This window comes from Acinetobacter sp. TTH0-4 (genome assembly GCF_015602665.1).
In the GTDB taxonomy this organism is placed as follows: Bacteria; Pseudomonadota; Gammaproteobacteria; order Pseudomonadales; family Moraxellaceae; genus Acinetobacter; species Acinetobacter albensis.
On sequence record NZ_CP059079.1, the window covers coordinates 1,723,080 to 1,738,882 of the forward strand.

Consider the following 15,803-nt stretch of genomic DNA (forward strand, 5'->3'; position numbering starts at 1 on the left):
AGGTTTTTAAATTATTATATTTTAAATTAGCCACTTACGATCAAATGAAATTAGTCAACATTATAATTTCGTTAAATCTATTGAACACTATCGGAAAGATTCGTGTTCAATTGCTGCTTTTTTCACTTTAGTAGACTTGTTTTATTTATAAAACTGACTATATTTCGATCTATGTTAGGTCGTATATGAATACTCTATGAGTTTTTGGCAAAAGCTGTTTTCTGCGAATCAACAGCTCAATGAACACAAGAATCAAATCTCGTGTGTTGAAAATGATTGCTCTTGTAAATCCAATGAAGAATTGATTCAAGCTTTAGCGAAAGCCAAAGATGAAGACGTGATTATTGGAATTAAGAAAGTGTTAGCTTCTCGGGGCTATAGCCGTAAAGAGTTAAATGAATTGCAGCATTTACCGCTGCAATAATAGAGTCTCAAATAAAAGGCATTTAGTTGATCTAAATGCCTTTTTTATGAAGCGCAATAAAATATTTCCTGCTTAAAATATGATGACTACATTACAAGCATAAATGATTTAATAAAGTGAAATAGTCGATTCTTTTACACAGAAGCAGTACACTAGGCTCATAAAATACATTTGTAACTTTATTGGCTATACGTATGATGCAGTTGCAGAAAGCACGGTTTCCTTTAGGGACACATCTTATTGTTAAACATTTTGGATACTCCCATCACGGCATTTATGCGGGGCGTGGAAGAGTCATTCATTATTCAGGTTTTGCACATTTATTTAAAAAACGTCCTATTGAAATGACCTCTTTAGAAAAGTTTAGTGCGGGTAAAACTGTTATTGTCCAAAAATACCAGCACCCCAAATTTACTGGTCGTAAAGTTGTTCGTCGCATGCGCTCACGTATGAAAGAAAACAACTATCATCTGATCTTGAATAACTGCGAACATTTATGTACTTGGGCAATTACTGGCTTAGAAAGTAGCCCTCAAGTCATACGCATGATGAATCGCTTAACCACACTGGGTTACGTAAGCTCTATTATGAGTTATATGAACAGTATGTTGCTGGCGATCACCACGACCTGTTTTGCGCTGGTCTTGTATATCAAGAAAAAATTACGTGACAAAGCCAAACATCGTTTGAAACATTATCGTTTAATGCGTAATCCGATTGAACAGCCAAATAACACTGTAACGAAACCGGATATCACTGATCACAAGACACTTTAATTTCAAATCCATTCTATTTTATAAGTAAGTGCGAGCATTATTCAGTTTCAATTTAAGTTCTCTTTTAACAGTATTTATAAGTTATAAGCGCTTACACAAGATTAAAAAAGCTCAACCGAAGTTGAGCTTTGAGAAGATCTATTTCAAGGACTTTTCACCTGCATCACAGATGAAGTAAAACTTCATCTTCTACGTTTGGGCAAATAAGCTCTATATGACAAAATGAACCGTACCGGGTTTGTCGGAGACTTTTTTATTTAAGTTAGGCCACCTGACCTAACGGGTTAATCTTATCATAGTACATTGCTTCAAACTCAAAAGGCGATACATAACCCAGTGCACTGTGTACACGCTTTTTGTTGAACCAATCTACCCAATTTAATGTCGCAAGTTGTACATCCGCTAAACCTTGCCAATCTGCTTTTAAATATTCAATCACCTCTGTTTTGTATAAGCCATTCACCGTTTCAGCCAAAGCATTATCGTATGAATCACCGGTCGTACCGACTGATGCTCGTAAATTTGCTGCTTCTAAACGATTGGTATAACGAATGGAAAGATATTGCACGCCTCTGTCACTATGATGAATCACGTTCTTTGGCATGCCTCGATCATGCAATGCTTGCTCTAATGCATCGAGCACCATATCTGTATTCATTCGTGTAGATACTTTCCATCCAACAATGGCTCGTGAGAACACATCAATAATAAAGGCGGTATAGACCCAGCCTGAATTTGTTTGAATATACGTGAAGTCAGCGACCCACAGCTGGTCAGGCTGATCAGCACTAAAATTACGTTTCACTAAATCATCTGCCCGTTTTTGGTCATCTCGGTTACGGGTGGTTTGTTTATTCTTACCACGCCAAACACCTTGTATACCTAGCTTTTGCATCAATCGAGCAACTGTACAACGTGCAATCACATAGCCTTCACGTTTCAGTTGTTGCCAGACCTTACGCACACCATACCGACCTGAACTTTCCTTCCAAATTCGTTTAATTTGTTCAGCATGATGAAGGTCATGCAGATCCCGTTTCGCTCGATGTTCTGGATTGTCCGCGAGATCTAAAGTCCGGTAATAGGTTGAAGGTGCGATCGGTAAAATTCTACAAATCGCATCAACACCATATAAGTCTTTATTGTTATGGATGAAATCCACCATTATTTGTGTGGGCGGTCGAGCTCCGCCTGGGCGAAAAAAGCGGCTGCTTTACGTAGAATTTCATTGGCACGCTTTAATTCTTTAATTTCACGTTCCATTTGCTTCATTTTTTCTTGGTCAGATACCTGTTGTACTTTGGCGGGATTTTGTTGATCTAAGTATTTTTGATACCAAACACGTAGTGTTTCAGGAGTACAGCCAATTTTAGGAGCAATTGCGGAAACTGCTGCCCAATTCGATGGATAATCTTTTTCAGATTCAATTAGTAATTGAACCGCTCTTTCTCTAATTTCGGGGGTATAGTTTGGTTTTTTCATCGGAATAGTCTCTCAGAATATTGACTCTCCGACAAACCCGGTACGGTTCAAAAGACGAAATGATTTTTACTTATACTTACTTAGGCTTAAAACTGTCTTTTAAATCCAAAATGCGGTTAAACACGGGTTTGTCGCTTGTATGATCATATTGATCCGCTACAAAATAACCTTCACGTTCAAACTGGAATCGATCTTCGGGTTGCGCTTGTGCTAAAGCAGGCTCAATCACGGCTTGAAGCACATTTAAAGAATCAGGATTTAAGTGCGCCAAGAAATCATCATCGGCATCAGGTGCAGCTTCAGTAAATAAACGGTCATACACACGCACTTCTGCAGCAACCCCTTTACTTGCAGAAACCCAATGTACAACTCCCTTCACTTTACGTCCTTCAGGATTTTTACCTAATGTTTCTGGGTCGATTGAACATTTGAGCTCAATGACTTCACCATTTGCATCTTTAATTACTTCATCGCACTTAATCACGTAAGCATGACGTAAACGTACTTCACCTTCAGGAATTAAGCGTTTAAAGCCTTTTGGTGCAATTTCTTCAAAATCTTTACGATCGATATAAATTTCTTTCGATAACGGAATAATACGCTCTCCCATATCCACATTTGGATGACGTGAATGGGTTAAGTCCATATCTGCTGCTAAGTTGGTTAAAGTCACTTTAAGCGGGTTTAACACTGCCATACCACGTGCAGCGGTATTTTCAAGCGATTGACGAATACAAAACTCAAGCATCGCGACATCGACAATACCATCCGTTTTAGATACACCCACACGCTTACAAAAATCACGTAAACCTTCAGGCGTAAAACCACGACGACGCATACCGACGACAGTTGGCATCCGTGGATCATCCCAACCATTGACATGATTTCCCTCAACCAATTTACGTAATTTACGTTTCGAGGTAATGGTGTAATCAATATTTAAACGGCTTGATTCGTACTGACGTGGAATGGCTTCAGATTTAACTTTATCCACCACCCAATCATAAAATGGACGGTGATCTTGGAATTCCAACGTACACAGTGAATGGGTAATCCCTTCAATCGCATCTGATAACGGATGAGCATAGTCATACATTGGGTACATTTTCCAAGTATCACCGGTTTGATGATGCTCAGAATGTAGTACTCGATATAGAATCGGATCACGCATATGTACATTCGGTGATGCCATATCAATTTTGGCGCGTAATACTGCTTGCCCTTCACCCAATTCGCCATTATTCATTTGAGTAAAACGTGTAAGATTTTCTTCCACACTCACATCACGATAAGGTGAATTTTTTCCGAGCTCTTTGAAATTACCCCGGTTTAATTTAATTTCTTCAGGGCTTTGCAAATCCACATAAGCATCCCCTTGTTGTATCAATTGAATTGCCCATGCATGCAACTGATCAAAATAACTTGACGCATAGCGTGGTTCGCCCTCCCAATGAAAACCCAACCATTTTACATCGTTGGCAATACCGTCCACATATTCTTGTTCTTCTGCATCGGGATTGGTATCGTCAAAACGAAGATTGCATATACCATCAAATTCTTGTGCAATGCCAAAATTTAAACAAATGGCTTTGACATGACCAATATGCAAATAACCATTTGGTTCTGGCGGGAAACGTGTCACCACAGTTTGAGTACGGCCTGCTGCCAAATCTTCACTAATGACCTGACGAACAAAGTCTAAGCCAGGTTGTTGTTCTTGCTGCGCAGCATCGACAGATTGATTTTGAGTTGTCGGGTTATTTGGCAGGGATGAAACAACATCATTTGGCTTCATAGTTGATAAATCACTTCTATAAGATAAAATAGGATAATTAAAACGCTTTCTTGATTTTTTAACAAAGAAAATAACGTTTTTGCTTGCCTTGTAGTTTACAGTTTGCTTATGCTTCTCTCAACCAAAAACCCATGGCTTTTTTGTCCATGATCAGGAGATTATAGAATGAGTTTTCCTCAAGTTGAATTAAACACCAATAAAGGCCGTATTGTGCTTGAACTGAACTCTGAAAAAGCACCTAAAACTGTTGCTAACTTTTTAGAATATGTTCGTGACGGTTTTTATGATGGCGTAATTTTCCACCGTGTTATTGAAAATTTCATGGTTCAAGGTGGTGGAATGGATGAAAACTTCAAAGAAAAAGCCACTCGCGATTCAATCGAAAATGAAGCTGACAATGGCTTAAGCAATGAAATTGGTACAGTGGCAATGGCACGTACACAAGCGCCGCATTCTGCATCTGCACAATTTTTCATTAATGTAAGCAATAACTCTTTCCTAAACCATACGGGTAAAACAGCACAAGGTTGGGGCTATGCAGTGTTTGGTAAAGTGACTGAAGGCCTTGATATTGTTGATGCTATTAAAAGTGTTCGCACAGGCAACCGTGGTTACCACGCTGATGTTCCATTAGAAAATGTTGTGATTGAATCTGCTAAAATTATTTCTGAATAAAAAATCTCCTCTCCGTTTTAAATGAGTTTTCAAGTGCTGCTTTAAAACGGAATAATGAAAATAGATTCCTCATTTATTGAGGAATCTAGAGGGTAAAAAAGGAAATATTGTGACCTATTTGTTTATCGCTGATTTACATTTGTCACCTGAACACCCTCGACTTGTTCGGGGGTTTTTGGATTTATTGGCACACTATCAAAACAAAAATACCCAGCTCTATATTTTAGGTGACTGGTTTAATGCGTGGCTTGGTGATGACTACACTGCCCCATGGCTAGATGACGTGATTAATGCCTTAAAACAGTTCAATCAAACTGGTAATCAAGTTTATTTCCAAGTCGGCAATCGTGACTTTGCTTTAGGTAAGCGTTTTTTAAAACAATTTAATGGTATTTTATTGCCTGATGTTGATATTTTAAAAATAGATAACATTCAAATACGGCTTGAACATGGCGATTTACTCTGTACCGATGATGTGTCCTATCAAAAGTTTCGTAAAATTATTCGTAATCCGCTTCTTTTAGGCTTTATTAAAAGTATGCCGCTCAGTTTCCGTCAGCAATTGGCTAATGGTTTCCGTAAAAAAAGCACAAAAACCAAACGAGTAAAATCCTATGAAATTATGGATGTGAATCAACATGCTGTTGAACAATCACTTCAATCAGTTGATTTATTGATTCATGGACATACGCATCGCCCTGAAATGCACCATGAATTTGGCAAGACTCGTATTGTTTTAGGTGATTGGCGTGAAAACCAAGCACAGATTTTAGAAATTGATCCCCAACAAATACATCAAACCTTAAAATTAAAAACTTGGTCTTACTAAGTAAAAAATAATGCTGTATGTTTACAAAACGATGACCTCCATTTCATTTCAAATACTCAGCCTTAGCTTCTTGATAAGGTATATTTATCATGCCAAAGTCTAATATATGTTCAATTTGTTATAAGCCATTGTCATCTAGCTTCAGGTAGAATAAGACTTATATTTTTCCAGTGGAGTCATGCTTGATGGATCTTTTAAACGTTTCAAAAACTCGCTATACCACCAAAGCTTATGATCCTGATCGAAAAATTCCATCTAAACAGATTACGCGACTATTAGAAGTACTCCGTTTAACACCCTCTTCAATCAATATTCAACCTTGGCATTTTTTTATTGCAGATCATCAAATAGCCAAAGAGCGTATTGCCAAGGCATTGGTCGGCAAATATGCGTATAACGCACCCAAAGTTTTAGATTCGTCCCATACCATTTTATTTTGTACGCAAGCTGATATTAGTGAACAGCATTTAGAAAATCTACTCCAACAAGATGATGCAAGTGGCCGTTTTAAAGACTCAACTGCGAAACAAGGTCAAAAAGACAGTCGCAGTGGTTATGTTGATTATTATCGTAATGAAAAAGGTGATATTCAACGTTGGGCAGAAAATCAAACCTTTATTGCTTTAGGTCAAATTTTACTGGCTGCTGGCATCGAGGGTATTGATGCCACACCGATTGGTGGCTTCGATGAGCAAATTATCAATGATGAACTAAAACTGACAGAAAAAGGTTTAGTACCTTCTGTACTCTTAACACTCGGCTATAGAAGCGAAAGTGATTTCAATGCCAAATTGCCAAAATCACGTCTCAATAAAGAGACTATTTTTACTCAGCTTTAATTAAAGCTATTTAAAATAAAACGGAGTGCAGATCAGATCAAACACTCCGTTTTATGTCAATTTAGGACATATTTCTTACATAATATACAGGTTATACTGCTAAAAAATAAAACAGTAGTGGTTCTTATGTCTGTTCTACCTAAAATGCCAATAAAATTCGAATGCAACGATTGTTGTAAAATCTATATGTATCCATATTCAGTTAAAACCTTAAACGTTTATCCGAAGTGTCCGGGTTGTAAACAAGCAGGTTCAATTTTAGGTACAGCTGAAAAGCTTGATATCATTAAACATCCACGACACTTTTAAAGTCTGTATTTAAACAGATAGCGTATATGCGAGGCAAATAACACTCGCTAAACCAAGTAATAAACCTAAAGCAGTCATCAATTTTAATTTTTCTTTGAAAATCATTAAACCACTGCATGCACCCAAAACAACCACCAGAATATTCATACCTGCAAAAACAATAGCAGGTGTGTCTTTCAATAGCATATGTGCTTTAACATAGAGGGCAATATTAGCAAAATTTAAAACACCTAAACCTAAGCCGGCTATTATATTTTTTGCATGGCCAAAAGTTTTTGATGTGAATAAAATATAAACCAGTGACAAGATAAAAGCACAGATAAACATCAGATTTAACACCACAGCAAATTGAATCCCCAATCCTGTGGTGTATTTGAGCAACACATCAATCAATGCATAACCAAACCAAACTAAAACAAGATAAAACATCGCTTGTTTTGAAGATGCTTTGGCTTTTTGATTACGTTGTTGTGAAAATAGGATACTCAATACAGCCAGAATACCCAGAGCAATTCCAATGATCTTTAAATAATTAAACTGTTCTTGAAAAATAAAAAATGCCGCCAATAAAGATAAAACTACGGATAAACGTTGTGCAATTTCAGTATTGATTATGCCAGCATGGTGCAAAGATTTTGCCAAGCATAAAAAAATACTGGGTAGCAGAATCCCTAAAGCTATAATTAATAACCATGGGGTATGAGAAACTGAAATATGCTGCAAGTCTGGTTTAAACCATAAAAGACACAATAAACTTGCCGATGCATAATTCCACGCAATCATGTGCAGTGCATTGAAACCTTTCGTTTTTGCAAGCTTTAAAAGGATTGAAATCAGTACACTACAACAAGCTGCAGCAAATATAAGTTCCATCTTTTACCTTTTTTAAAAGTGAAATACAAAAAAGCCCACAAGAGTTGCGGGCTTTTGATCATAAATAATTTTTATCGATGATCTTGATAGATCATCATCAAAGATTATTTATAACGATCTACCATTTTCTCTAAAGAGATTGGGCGAATTTTGTCTGCATGACCTGCTGTACCAAACTGGGTATAACGATCTACACAGATTTGTTTCATTGCAACCACTGTTTCTGCAAAGAATTTACGTGGATCGAATTCACTTGGTTTTTCAGCCATCATACGACGCATTGCACCTGTAGATGCCAAACGTAAATCGGTGTCAATATTAATTTTACGCACACCGTGTTTAATTGCTTCAACCAGTTGTTCAACTGGCACACCATAGGTTTCTTTGATGTCGCCGCCGTACTGGTTAATAATCGCCAACCATTCTTGTGGTACAGAGCTTGAACCGTGCATCACAAGATGTGTATTTGGCAATGCCGCATGAATTTCTTTAATGCGGTCAATGGCTAAAATATCACCTGTAGGTGGACGTGTAAATTTATACGCACCGTGGGAAGTCCCTACTGCAATGGCTAAAGCATCAACATTGGTATCTGCAACAAATTGAGTTGCTTCTTCAACTGAAGTTAAAAGTTGGGAATGGTCAAGAACACCTTCTGCACCAACACCATCTTCTTCACCGGCCAAACCTGTTTCAAGGCTACCCAAACAGCCAATCTCACCTTCAACGGAAACGCCACATGCATGCGCCATTTGAACGGTGCGACGTGTTACGTCGACGTTATATTCATAATTTGTCGGAGTTTTGCCATCTGCACCCAATGAACCATCCATCATCACCGATGAAAAGCCCAATTGAATCGAACGTTGACACACATCAGGATCAGTACCATGATCTTGATGCATTACCACGGGAATATGTGGCCACTCTTCAATTGCAGCCAAAATTAAATGACGTAAAAACGGAGCACCTGCATATTTACGAGCACCCGCAGATGCTTGAACAATAACAGGTGAATTCGTTTCGTCTGCGGCTAACATAATTGCGCGCATTTGTTCTAAATTGTTTACGTTAAACGCTGGTACGCCGTAATTGTGTTCACCGGCGTGATCCAAGAGCTGGCGCAATGAGATAAGTGCCATAAAGTCCTCCCAGTTGATGCCCCATATTCTACATGCTGAATCATTTCAATTCAGTAACAAAACACACTATTTTAAAAAAAAGTCCCTGCAAATGCAGGGACTTTTTAAATAATATGAGCAACCTAAGGTGTTACAGCCTCAGAAGCAGCGACTTCTGTGTCTGGAGTTGCTTCATCTGCATCTGCATTCGCAATTTCTGGCGCCACATCTGTGTTGTGTTCATCCAAAATAGGTTGATCAATGGCATCGATAGCAGCTTGTTGTTCTGGTGTAATTTTTTCATTTACTGCCACAGTTTCAGCAGTTTCATTTTTTGGTGCTTCATCTTTTTTTGCACATGCGGTTAAAGCCAAAGGCACAATCAGTAAGGCTGCAAGCGTTAATTTTAAGTTCATCACATTTTCCTAAGACAGGAGATTTAATGAACATAATTTTATTGCAATTATATTTCATTTTCATGACTAAAGTATGTCTATCAAAAAACAAAGGCTGGCCTAAGCCAACCTTATTACTCTTCCAATCTGTTCTACTATCTTATTAGAGATTAAGCACGCTCTAATAATACTGCTACCGCAGGTAAGGTTTTACCTTCTACAAATTCAAGAAAAGCACCACCACCGGTCGAGATATATCCCATTTGGTTAGCGACTTCATATTTGTCAATGGCAGCCAAAGTATCGCCCCCGCCTGCAATAGAGAAACCAGCAGATTCCGCAATCGCTAAAGATAAGGCTTTCGTTCCTTCGCCAAATTGATCGACTTCAAATACACCGACAGGACCATTCCAAAGAATCGTTTTTGAAGTTTTGATAATTTCTGCAAATGCTTTTGCTGTTTCTGGACCAACGTCTAAAATCATATCGTTGTCAGCGACATCAGCAACATTTTTAACGATTGCTTTTGCTTTTGCTAATGAGCCCAAGAAATCACTGAAATCAATTTCAGCTGCATCAGCAACCACAACATCTGTAGGTAATGGAACAGAAACTTTAGCAGCAATGGCTTTAGCTGTATCGATTAAATCATTTTCACACAATGATTTACCAACGTTGTAGCCCGCAGCAGCCAAGAATGTATTGGCAATACCACCGCCCACAATGATTTGATCGCAAATACTAGAAAGCGAAGTCAGTACATCAAGCTTGGTTGAAACTTTTGAACCCGCAACAATAGCCACCATTGGTGATTCAGGGGTCTGAAGTGCACGACCTAAAGCATCTAGTTCCGCGGCAAGTAACGGCCCTGCTGCTGAAACTTGAGCAAAGCGCGCGACACCTTCTGTGGATGCTTCCGCACGATGTGCAGTACCAAAGGCATCCATCACAAATACATCGCAGAGCGCTGCATATTTTTGAGCAAGGTCAGGGTTGTTTTTCTTTTCCCCAACGTTAAAACGTACATTTTCAAGCAATACCACTTGACCAGCCACAACCTGTACGCCGTCTAAATAATCAGTAATTAATTCAACCTTTTGACCTAAAGCTTGCGTCAAATAAGCAGCAACAGGTGCTAAAGATTGTTCGGGTTGAGCTTCACCTTCAACGGGACGACCTAGATGTGAACACACCATTACTGCAGCGCCTTTTTCAATGGCTGCCTTAATAGTTGGAAGCGCAGCGCGTAAACGTGCGTCACTGCTAATCTCACCATTTTTGACAGGCACGTTTAAATCTTCACGGATTAAAACACGCTTAGCGGTTAAATCAAGGTCAGTCATACGCTGAAAATTCATGTATAGCTCTCTTTATAAATATAAAAATCGCCCGATTTTAAATGATTATGTAGAAAAAGGTTAGCTTCTTTTGTATAAAAGCTGTCGAAAGGCAAAGTTTTGATTATGATAGTCAAAAGCCACATTATGATTCAGAATTTATGTCTATTCACCCCGATCCAAAAATCAATCGATTAAATGTTTTAGGCGAATCCTTAGCCAGCTGTTGTTACGCTCCCATTACAGGATATTTTCGCAATGGTTTTTGCCATACTGCCACGACCGATCTCGGTCAACACACCATGTGTGTGCTAATGACTGCCGAATTTCTAAATTATTCGCAGAAAGTAGGTAATGACTTAATTACCCCTTTACCTGAAATCGACTTTCCTGGCTTAGAACCTAGTGATTTTTGGTGTATTTGTGTGACACGCTGGGTAGAAGCATATCAAGCAGGAATTGCTCCTCCAATTAAAATTCATGCCTGCCATCAAGCTGTACTTTCTTATGTACCTATTGATGTACTGATGGACTATGCGGTGTAATCAAAATGTCTCAAATTATTTTGGCTTCAAGTAGTCAAACGCGAAAAGCATTGATGGATCGGCTTTATATTGATTATCAATGTGTAGTGCCTGATATTGACGAGTCACCACACCGTGAAAACCATGCTGATGACTTGGCAAAGCGCTTGGCTTTCGAAAAAGCCAAACAGATTTCTGATCAATATCCCGAAGCGATTGTGATTGGATCTGACCAAGTGGCTTGGCGTGAAGGTGCACCTGATATTTTTATTGGTAAACCTTTAACTCACGAAAAAGCGATTAAGCAGTTACAAGCCAATTCAGATAAAATCGTGTATTTCAGTACTGCTTTAAGCATACAGCAGCAATCTACAGGTTTTGAACAGACCTTGGTTGAACATTATAAAGTCAAATTTCGCAAACTGACCTTAACTGAAATCGAGCGTTATATCCGAATAGATCAGCCTTTAATGTGCGCAGGCAGTTTTAAATGTGAAAGTCTAGGCATTAGTTTATTTGAAAACATGAGTGGACAAGACCAAACCACACTTATGGGTCTGCCCATGATTCAACTTTGCCATATTTTACGTCAATTCAACATTTTAGTTCCTTAATTTTAGGCTTTACCTATGTCTCAAACTTTAGCTGTTTTGGGCGGAATCACCGCTGAACAATTTCTTACCGAATACTGGCAAAAGAAACCGTTACTGGTGCGTAATGCGCTTCCTGAAATTAAAAATCTTTTAGAACCAGCCGATGTAATGGAGCTGGCTTTAGATGAAAATATCAATGCACGATTGATTAAGCAAAAGGACAAAGATCCGAATCATTGGTCAGTAAAATCATCACCTTTAATGAAAGCCGACTTTCAAAAGATGCCAAAACTTTGGACACTTTTAATCCAAGCTGTCGATCATTATTCATTTGATTTGGCCGAACTTTGGAAGAAATTCCCTTTTATTCCACAATGGCGTCGTGATGACATTATGGTGTCTTATGCGCCTAAAGGTGGTTCAGTCGGTAAACATTTTGATTTTTATGATGTATTTCTAGTACAAGGTCATGGACATCGACGTTGGCAGCTTGGACAAATGTGTGATGCAGGCAGTGAAATTGTGGCCGGTCAACCGTTAAAATTATTGCCAGAAATACAAATTCATTTTGATGAAATTTTAACACCGGGTGACTTACTTTATGTACCACCTGGTTTGGCACATTACGGTGTAGCAGAAGATGACTGTTTGACTTATTCTTTTGGCTTTCGCATGCCAAATGTTGCGGAAATGATGGATCGTGTCAGCGATAAATTTGCGGTTGATCAATTACTTAAAAATCCACTCACAGATATTCTGCGTGAAAAAGTGACTTCTGTGGGTCAAATCAATCAAACAGAACTTGAATATTTAAAAACAAAACTCTTGGCGCAATTGCAAAATCCAAACGTGCTTGAAGATGCACTCATGAGCCTGATGTCAGAGTCAAAATACCCTGAAAATATTCCAGAGGCAGAAGCCATTGGTTCAGGTGATTTAGAACAAGCACTTGATCAAGGTTATTCACTGATGCTTGAGCCTGCATCACGTCTGCTCTACACCGAAGTTGAAAGTAAATTGTTGTTTTGGGCGAATGGTGAAGGGATTTGTATTTCTGATGATTTTGCGCCACTTTTAAAACAATTGGCTGATGGCAATTTAATCTTACTCGATGAAAAATTGGCTCGTCCAGAGATGCTAGAAGATATTGTCAATTTACTGAATGAATCAATCTTAATGTTATTGCCTGCTGTAGATACAGAATAAACCATGAATCAAGGGGAAATTATGATTTTCCCCTTGATTCAAATCAATTCTTTATTATTCACGCATATTGCTGCTTTAAGTATTTTACAATTTTTGCAGATTCAAACATTTTCACCCCAGTATTAGGATCAACCAAATAAGGAACCTGAATATCTCTTCCCATAATCTCAATAACTTTTTCGCGCTTACCACCTTTTAACGGCTCATATTTACCGGGTTTCAAACGCAATAATGCGGGACCCATATCCTGCCAACGTTCTTTGGGCACATTGTGAAATATGAATGGTAATTCTAGCTCTGTTAAAACGCCGCGTACCACACGGGTAAACGGACTGGCTTCAAAACCCCATAATTCTAAAAGTTGTGCAGGTGCTTCACGCTGAATGCTTTTCTCATTGATCCAGACACCACGCGCACCATTAATCAATGTTCCTACAAAAGCAACGACAGGGATTTTAGGATAAGTCGAAAATTTTGTCGGTGTTTTTCCAGTCCGTCCATAATGTTTAAACAGATAATGAATGATGTCTTGTGACTCATACATCTCAATACCTGTATTTTTATCTATGAAAAACGGAAATTGTTTTTTCCCCCCTTTTTCTTGCACAACTTTACGGTATTTTTGTCCCCCTTTTGGACAAGGATAAACCTCATAATCCAAATTCAATAGACTCATCACTTCACGTACACGACGGCAAAATGGTGAACCTTCAAATTCATAAAGTTGCAGTGCTTTTTCTGGTTGCTTCGGAAATGCTGTACCGCTTACCCCTCGACCACCTTCAGTGATAGAAGATGCTAGAGCCTGTAATACTTTAATTTGATGCATCACCATTCTGTTATTCCCGTTCAGTTGTGTTTATAAATCGACTAATTTTTCTTTTGCAATCACTATTCCATTATTATCGGCGTAAATATAGTCACCAGAATTAATACTTACTCCACCAAAATATAGTGTTAAATCTACTTCGCCTATGCCTTTTCGATTGCTTTTTTGCGGAATTGCAGCCAATGCATGTATACCTAAATCAAGTTCAGCAATCGCATCCACATCACGCACACAACCATAAATCACAACACCACTCCAGTGATGATTCACTGCAGATTCTGCAATCATGTCGCCCATTAAGGCACAACGCATTGATGCTCCCCCATCCACTACCAACACTTTTCCACGACCATCAGTTGCAAGGAGTTCTTTAACCCGTGAATTGTCTTCAAAGCATTTTACCGTCACCACCTGACCAGCAAAACTTTGACGTGCTCCATAACTTTTAAAAAATTTCCCATCCATAGATGGTGTCACAACCTGAAGATCTTTTTCAGGATGATCATCCAGCAAATCACAGGTTACAAAAGTTTGATCCGACACTCTCCATCTCCTTTATTTTGAATTCTGTATAGCTAAATTATCATAAATTTCAAACTTATCCGTCTGAAACTGTGCCGCTTTGAGCATAGTACGAGCCACTTGCGCTGCTGTCACTGGCTTATATTTAAAAGTATTGGGTACGAAATGCGACAATTTTTGATAAAGTTTTTGCGTCATATCCTCTAAAGTTCGTTGTTCTGAGCGATCACCTAGTAACAAGGAAGGTCTAACAATTGAAACATGTTCCAGTTTCAGATCTTGAATATGATTTTCTAGTTTTCCTTTCACCTTATTGTAAAAAAATTTTGAATCTGCATTGGCACCCATCGCACTAATGAGCAAATAATGCGTAGAGGTTGATTCGAATAAATCGGCAAAATGTGCATTGATTTCATAATCAATATTATAAAATTTTTCTTTTGAACCTGCTTTTTTCAAGGTTGTTCCTAAACAGCTAAATGCATGGCTATAGCCATTTACATCTTCATCGTTTAGCAAAAGAAAATCATCCAGTCTAAATTGTTGCACTTTTTCCAATGTTCGAAGTTGTGCGTCTTCATGGCGGACAACAGCGGTAATTTTTTCACACACCTCAAGTTGATTCAGCTGTTTTAATAGTTCACGACCAACCAAACCAGTCGCACCAATCACAATTACACTTTTAATTGATTTAGTCATTTTTTAAACAATCTCTAAGGGTTATTACCAATCTAGCGCTTTCTCGATCATTTTTCTGCATCTAAAATGTTGTCAAAGTAAGTCAAGACTTGACTTAACCTCATAGTTTAATCACAATATGGCACTTGTTTACGGGCTGGTGATAATTCTTCTGATGAAGGTTTTCAGTTGCAATTTCAGCCCGCCCAGACCAATCTATTTCAAGGAGTGCACGAGTGGCAAACTCTGCTCAAGCTAAAAAACGTGCTCGTCAAAACGTTAAAGCACGCAAACACAACGCAAGCTTACGTTCTATGGTTCGTACTTATCTTAAACGTACAGTAGCTGCAATCGCTGCTGGTGATTATGCTGTTGCTTCAGAAGCATACAAAACTGCAGTACCTGTAATTGATCGTATGGCTGATAAAGGCATCATCCATAAGAACAAAGCTGCTCGTCACAAGAGCCGTTTGAATGCACAAATTAAAGCGTTAGCTAACTAATTTGTTGCATTGAAAAAAGCCCGTTAAGGGCTTTTTTTAGGTCTATATTTTTTCAAATAAAAATAAATGAAATGAATCTTTAAGAAAAATAAT

General features: G+C 38.4%; 18 protein-coding genes and 1 other annotated feature. Of the genes, 9 read left to right on the top strand and 9 right to left on the bottom strand.

Translation table 11 applies throughout. From position 1 onward, the window contains the following. The first annotated feature begins 196 nt into the window (after window positions 1–196). Window positions 197–424: a hypothetical protein gene (locus H0S58_RS08045; RefSeq protein ID WP_053580154.1), complete on the top strand. Its 228-nt coding sequence runs from the start codon at window positions 197–199 to the stop codon at window positions 422–424. 197 nt (window positions 425–621) lie between these two features. Then, a complete protein-coding gene (locus tag H0S58_RS08050; RefSeq protein WP_195727585.1) occupies window positions 622–1,200 on the top strand; it encodes a lecithin retinol acyltransferase family protein in 579 nt (192 codons plus the stop codon). Window positions 1,201–1,462: 262 nt separating this feature from the next. Here H0S58_RS08050 and H0S58_RS08055 read toward each other — a convergent pair. Both H0S58_RS08055 and H0S58_RS08060 read right to left on the bottom strand, forming a co-directional pair. After that, window positions 1,463–2,682 (bottom strand): IS3 family transposase gene (locus H0S58_RS08055; protein ID WP_195726236.1). Its coding sequence is split into 2 segments (ribosomal slippage): window positions 1,463–2,406 and window positions 2,406–2,682, totalling 1,221 coding nucleotides; the frame shifts between segments, so codons are not numbered across the junction. After that, window positions 2,291–2,407 (bottom strand) — a sequence feature (AL1L pseudoknot). It overlaps the preceding gene by 117 nt. Window positions 2,683–2,758: 76 nt before the next feature. After that, on the bottom strand, window positions 2,759–4,477 hold the full coding sequence (locus tag H0S58_RS08060; RefSeq protein WP_195726237.1) for a glutamine--tRNA ligase/YqeY domain fusion protein: 1,719 nt from the start codon (window positions 4,475–4,477) through the stop codon (window positions 2,759–2,761). 165 nt (window positions 4,478–4,642) lie between these two features. On the opposite strand from H0S58_RS08060, the gene H0S58_RS08065 reads away from it, so the two are divergent. The 3 genes from H0S58_RS08065 to nfsB all read left to right on the top strand — a co-directional run bounded on the left by H0S58_RS08065 (window position 4,643) and on the right by nfsB (window position 6,820). Further along, window positions 4,643–5,152 (top strand): peptidylprolyl isomerase, encoded by a 510-nt coding sequence (locus H0S58_RS08065; protein WP_053580148.1) that lies wholly within the window; start codon window positions 4,643–4,645, stop codon window positions 5,150–5,152. Between the two features lie 109 nt (window positions 5,153–5,261). Next, entirely contained in the window at window positions 5,262–5,981 is a 720-nt protein-coding gene (locus tag H0S58_RS08070) for a UDP-2,3-diacylglucosamine diphosphatase (protein WP_195726238.1), read from the top strand. Window positions 5,982–6,166: 185 nt separating this feature from the next. Further along, entirely contained in the window at window positions 6,167–6,820 is a 654-nt protein-coding gene (nfsB, locus tag H0S58_RS08075; RefSeq protein ID WP_195726239.1) for an oxygen-insensitive NAD(P)H nitroreductase, read from the top strand. 318 nt (window positions 6,821–7,138) lie between these two features. Here nfsB and H0S58_RS08080 read toward each other — a convergent pair whose 3' ends face one another. The 4 genes from H0S58_RS08080 to H0S58_RS08095 all read right to left on the bottom strand — a co-directional run bounded on the left by H0S58_RS08080 (window position 7,139) and on the right by H0S58_RS08095 (window position 10,876). Beyond that, window positions 7,139–8,002 (bottom strand): EamA family transporter, encoded by an 864-nt coding sequence (locus tag H0S58_RS08080; RefSeq protein WP_195726240.1) that lies wholly within the window; start codon window positions 8,000–8,002, stop codon window positions 7,139–7,141. Between the two features lie 104 nt (window positions 8,003–8,106). Beyond that, window positions 8,107–9,144 carry a class II fructose-bisphosphate aldolase gene (fba, locus tag H0S58_RS08085; protein WP_053580144.1) on the bottom strand — a complete coding sequence of 346 codons (1,038 nt, stop codon included), beginning with the start codon at window positions 9,142–9,144 and terminating at the stop codon, window positions 8,107–8,109. A gap of 122 nt (window positions 9,145–9,266) precedes the next feature. Further along, window positions 9,267–9,539 (bottom strand): hypothetical protein, encoded by a 273-nt coding sequence (locus H0S58_RS08090; protein ID WP_195726241.1) that lies wholly within the window; start codon window positions 9,537–9,539, stop codon window positions 9,267–9,269. Between the two features lie 149 nt (window positions 9,540–9,688). Beyond that, window positions 9,689–10,876 carry a phosphoglycerate kinase gene (locus tag H0S58_RS08095; RefSeq protein ID WP_053580142.1) on the bottom strand — a complete coding sequence of 396 codons (1,188 nt, stop codon included), beginning with the start codon at window positions 10,874–10,876 and terminating at the stop codon, window positions 9,689–9,691. A 140-nt stretch (window positions 10,877–11,016) separates the two neighbouring features. On the opposite strand from H0S58_RS08095, the gene H0S58_RS08100 reads away from it, so the two are divergent. The 3 genes from H0S58_RS08100 to H0S58_RS08110 are packed head-to-tail and all read left to right on the top strand — an operon-like array spanning window position 11,017 to window position 13,178. Further along, window positions 11,017–11,400: a DUF2237 family protein gene (locus tag H0S58_RS08100; RefSeq protein WP_195726242.1), complete on the top strand. Its 384-nt coding sequence runs from the start codon at window positions 11,017–11,019 to the stop codon at window positions 11,398–11,400. Further along, window positions 11,400–11,993 (top strand): Maf family protein, encoded by a 594-nt coding sequence (locus H0S58_RS08105; RefSeq protein ID WP_195727586.1) that lies wholly within the window; start codon window positions 11,400–11,402, stop codon window positions 11,991–11,993. The genes H0S58_RS08100 and H0S58_RS08105 overlap by 1 nt, the downstream gene beginning before the upstream one ends. A gap of 15 nt (window positions 11,994–12,008) precedes the next feature. Next, complete coding sequence (locus H0S58_RS08110; protein ID WP_195726243.1) at window positions 12,009–13,178, top strand: cupin domain-containing protein; 1,170 nt, start codon at window positions 12,009–12,011, stop codon at window positions 13,176–13,178. A gap of 58 nt (window positions 13,179–13,236) precedes the next feature. Here the strand turns inward: H0S58_RS08110 and H0S58_RS08115 are convergent, their stop codons facing one another. The 3 genes from H0S58_RS08115 to H0S58_RS08125 are packed head-to-tail and all read right to left on the bottom strand — an operon-like array spanning window position 13,237 to window position 15,228. After that, entirely contained in the window at window positions 13,237–14,013 is a 777-nt protein-coding gene (locus tag H0S58_RS08115) for a glutathione S-transferase N-terminal domain-containing protein (RefSeq protein ID WP_053580138.1), read from the bottom strand. A 24-nt stretch (window positions 14,014–14,037) separates the two neighbouring features. Further along, window positions 14,038–14,550, bottom strand: coding sequence for a ribonuclease E activity regulator RraA (gene rraA / locus H0S58_RS08120; RefSeq protein WP_053580137.1), 513 nt, complete (start codon window positions 14,548–14,550; stop codon window positions 14,038–14,040). Between the two features lie 12 nt (window positions 14,551–14,562). After that, entirely contained in the window at window positions 14,563–15,228 is a 666-nt protein-coding gene (locus H0S58_RS08125) for an NAD(P)H-binding protein (protein ID WP_195726244.1), read from the bottom strand. Window positions 15,229–15,443: 215 nt separating this feature from the next. On the opposite strand from H0S58_RS08125, the gene rpsT reads away from it, so the two are divergent. Then, window positions 15,444–15,710 (top strand): 30S ribosomal protein S20, encoded by a 267-nt coding sequence (gene rpsT, locus H0S58_RS08130; protein ID WP_053580135.1) that lies wholly within the window; start codon window positions 15,444–15,446, stop codon window positions 15,708–15,710. The last annotated feature ends 93 nt before the right edge of the window (window positions 15,711–15,803 follow it).

Excerpts from the sequence above, each read along its gene's own strand:
- H0S58_RS08110 (WP_195726243.1), top strand. The coding sequence starts at position 12,009 with ATGTCTCAAACTTTAGCTGTTTTGGGCGGAATCACCGCTGAACAATTT.
- H0S58_RS08115 (WP_053580138.1), bottom strand. The coding sequence starts at position 14,013 with ATGGTGATGCATCAAATTAAAGTATTACAGGCTCTAGCATCTTCTATC.
- H0S58_RS08125 (WP_195726244.1), bottom strand. The coding sequence starts at position 15,228 with ATGACTAAATCAATTAAAAGTGTAATTGTGATTGGTGCGACTGGTTTG.
- H0S58_RS08100 (WP_195726242.1), top strand. The coding sequence starts at position 11,017 with ATGTCTATTCACCCCGATCCAAAAATCAATCGATTAAATGTTTTAGGC.
- H0S58_RS08090 (WP_195726241.1), bottom strand. The coding sequence starts at position 9,539 with ATGAACTTAAAATTAACGCTTGCAGCCTTACTGATTGTGCCTTTGGCT.
- H0S58_RS08080 (WP_195726240.1), bottom strand. The coding sequence starts at position 8,002 with ATGGAACTTATATTTGCTGCAGCTTGTTGTAGTGTACTGATTTCAATC.
- fba (WP_053580144.1), bottom strand. The coding sequence starts at position 9,144 with ATGGCACTTATCTCATTGCGCCAGCTCTTGGATCACGCCGGTGAACAC.
- H0S58_RS08050 (WP_195727585.1), top strand. The coding sequence starts at position 622 with ATGCAGTTGCAGAAAGCACGGTTTCCTTTAGGGACACATCTTATTGTT.
- H0S58_RS08060 (WP_195726237.1), bottom strand. The coding sequence starts at position 4,477 with ATGAAGCCAAATGATGTTGTTTCATCCCTGCCAAATAACCCGACAACT.
- H0S58_RS08065 (WP_053580148.1), top strand. The coding sequence starts at position 4,643 with ATGAGTTTTCCTCAAGTTGAATTAAACACCAATAAAGGCCGTATTGTG.
- H0S58_RS08095 (WP_053580142.1), bottom strand. The coding sequence starts at position 10,876 with ATGAATTTTCAGCGTATGACTGACCTTGATTTAACCGCTAAGCGTGTT.
- H0S58_RS08045 (WP_053580154.1), top strand. The coding sequence starts at position 197 with ATGAGTTTTTGGCAAAAGCTGTTTTCTGCGAATCAACAGCTCAATGAA.
- nfsB (WP_195726239.1), top strand. The coding sequence starts at position 6,167 with ATGGATCTTTTAAACGTTTCAAAAACTCGCTATACCACCAAAGCTTAT.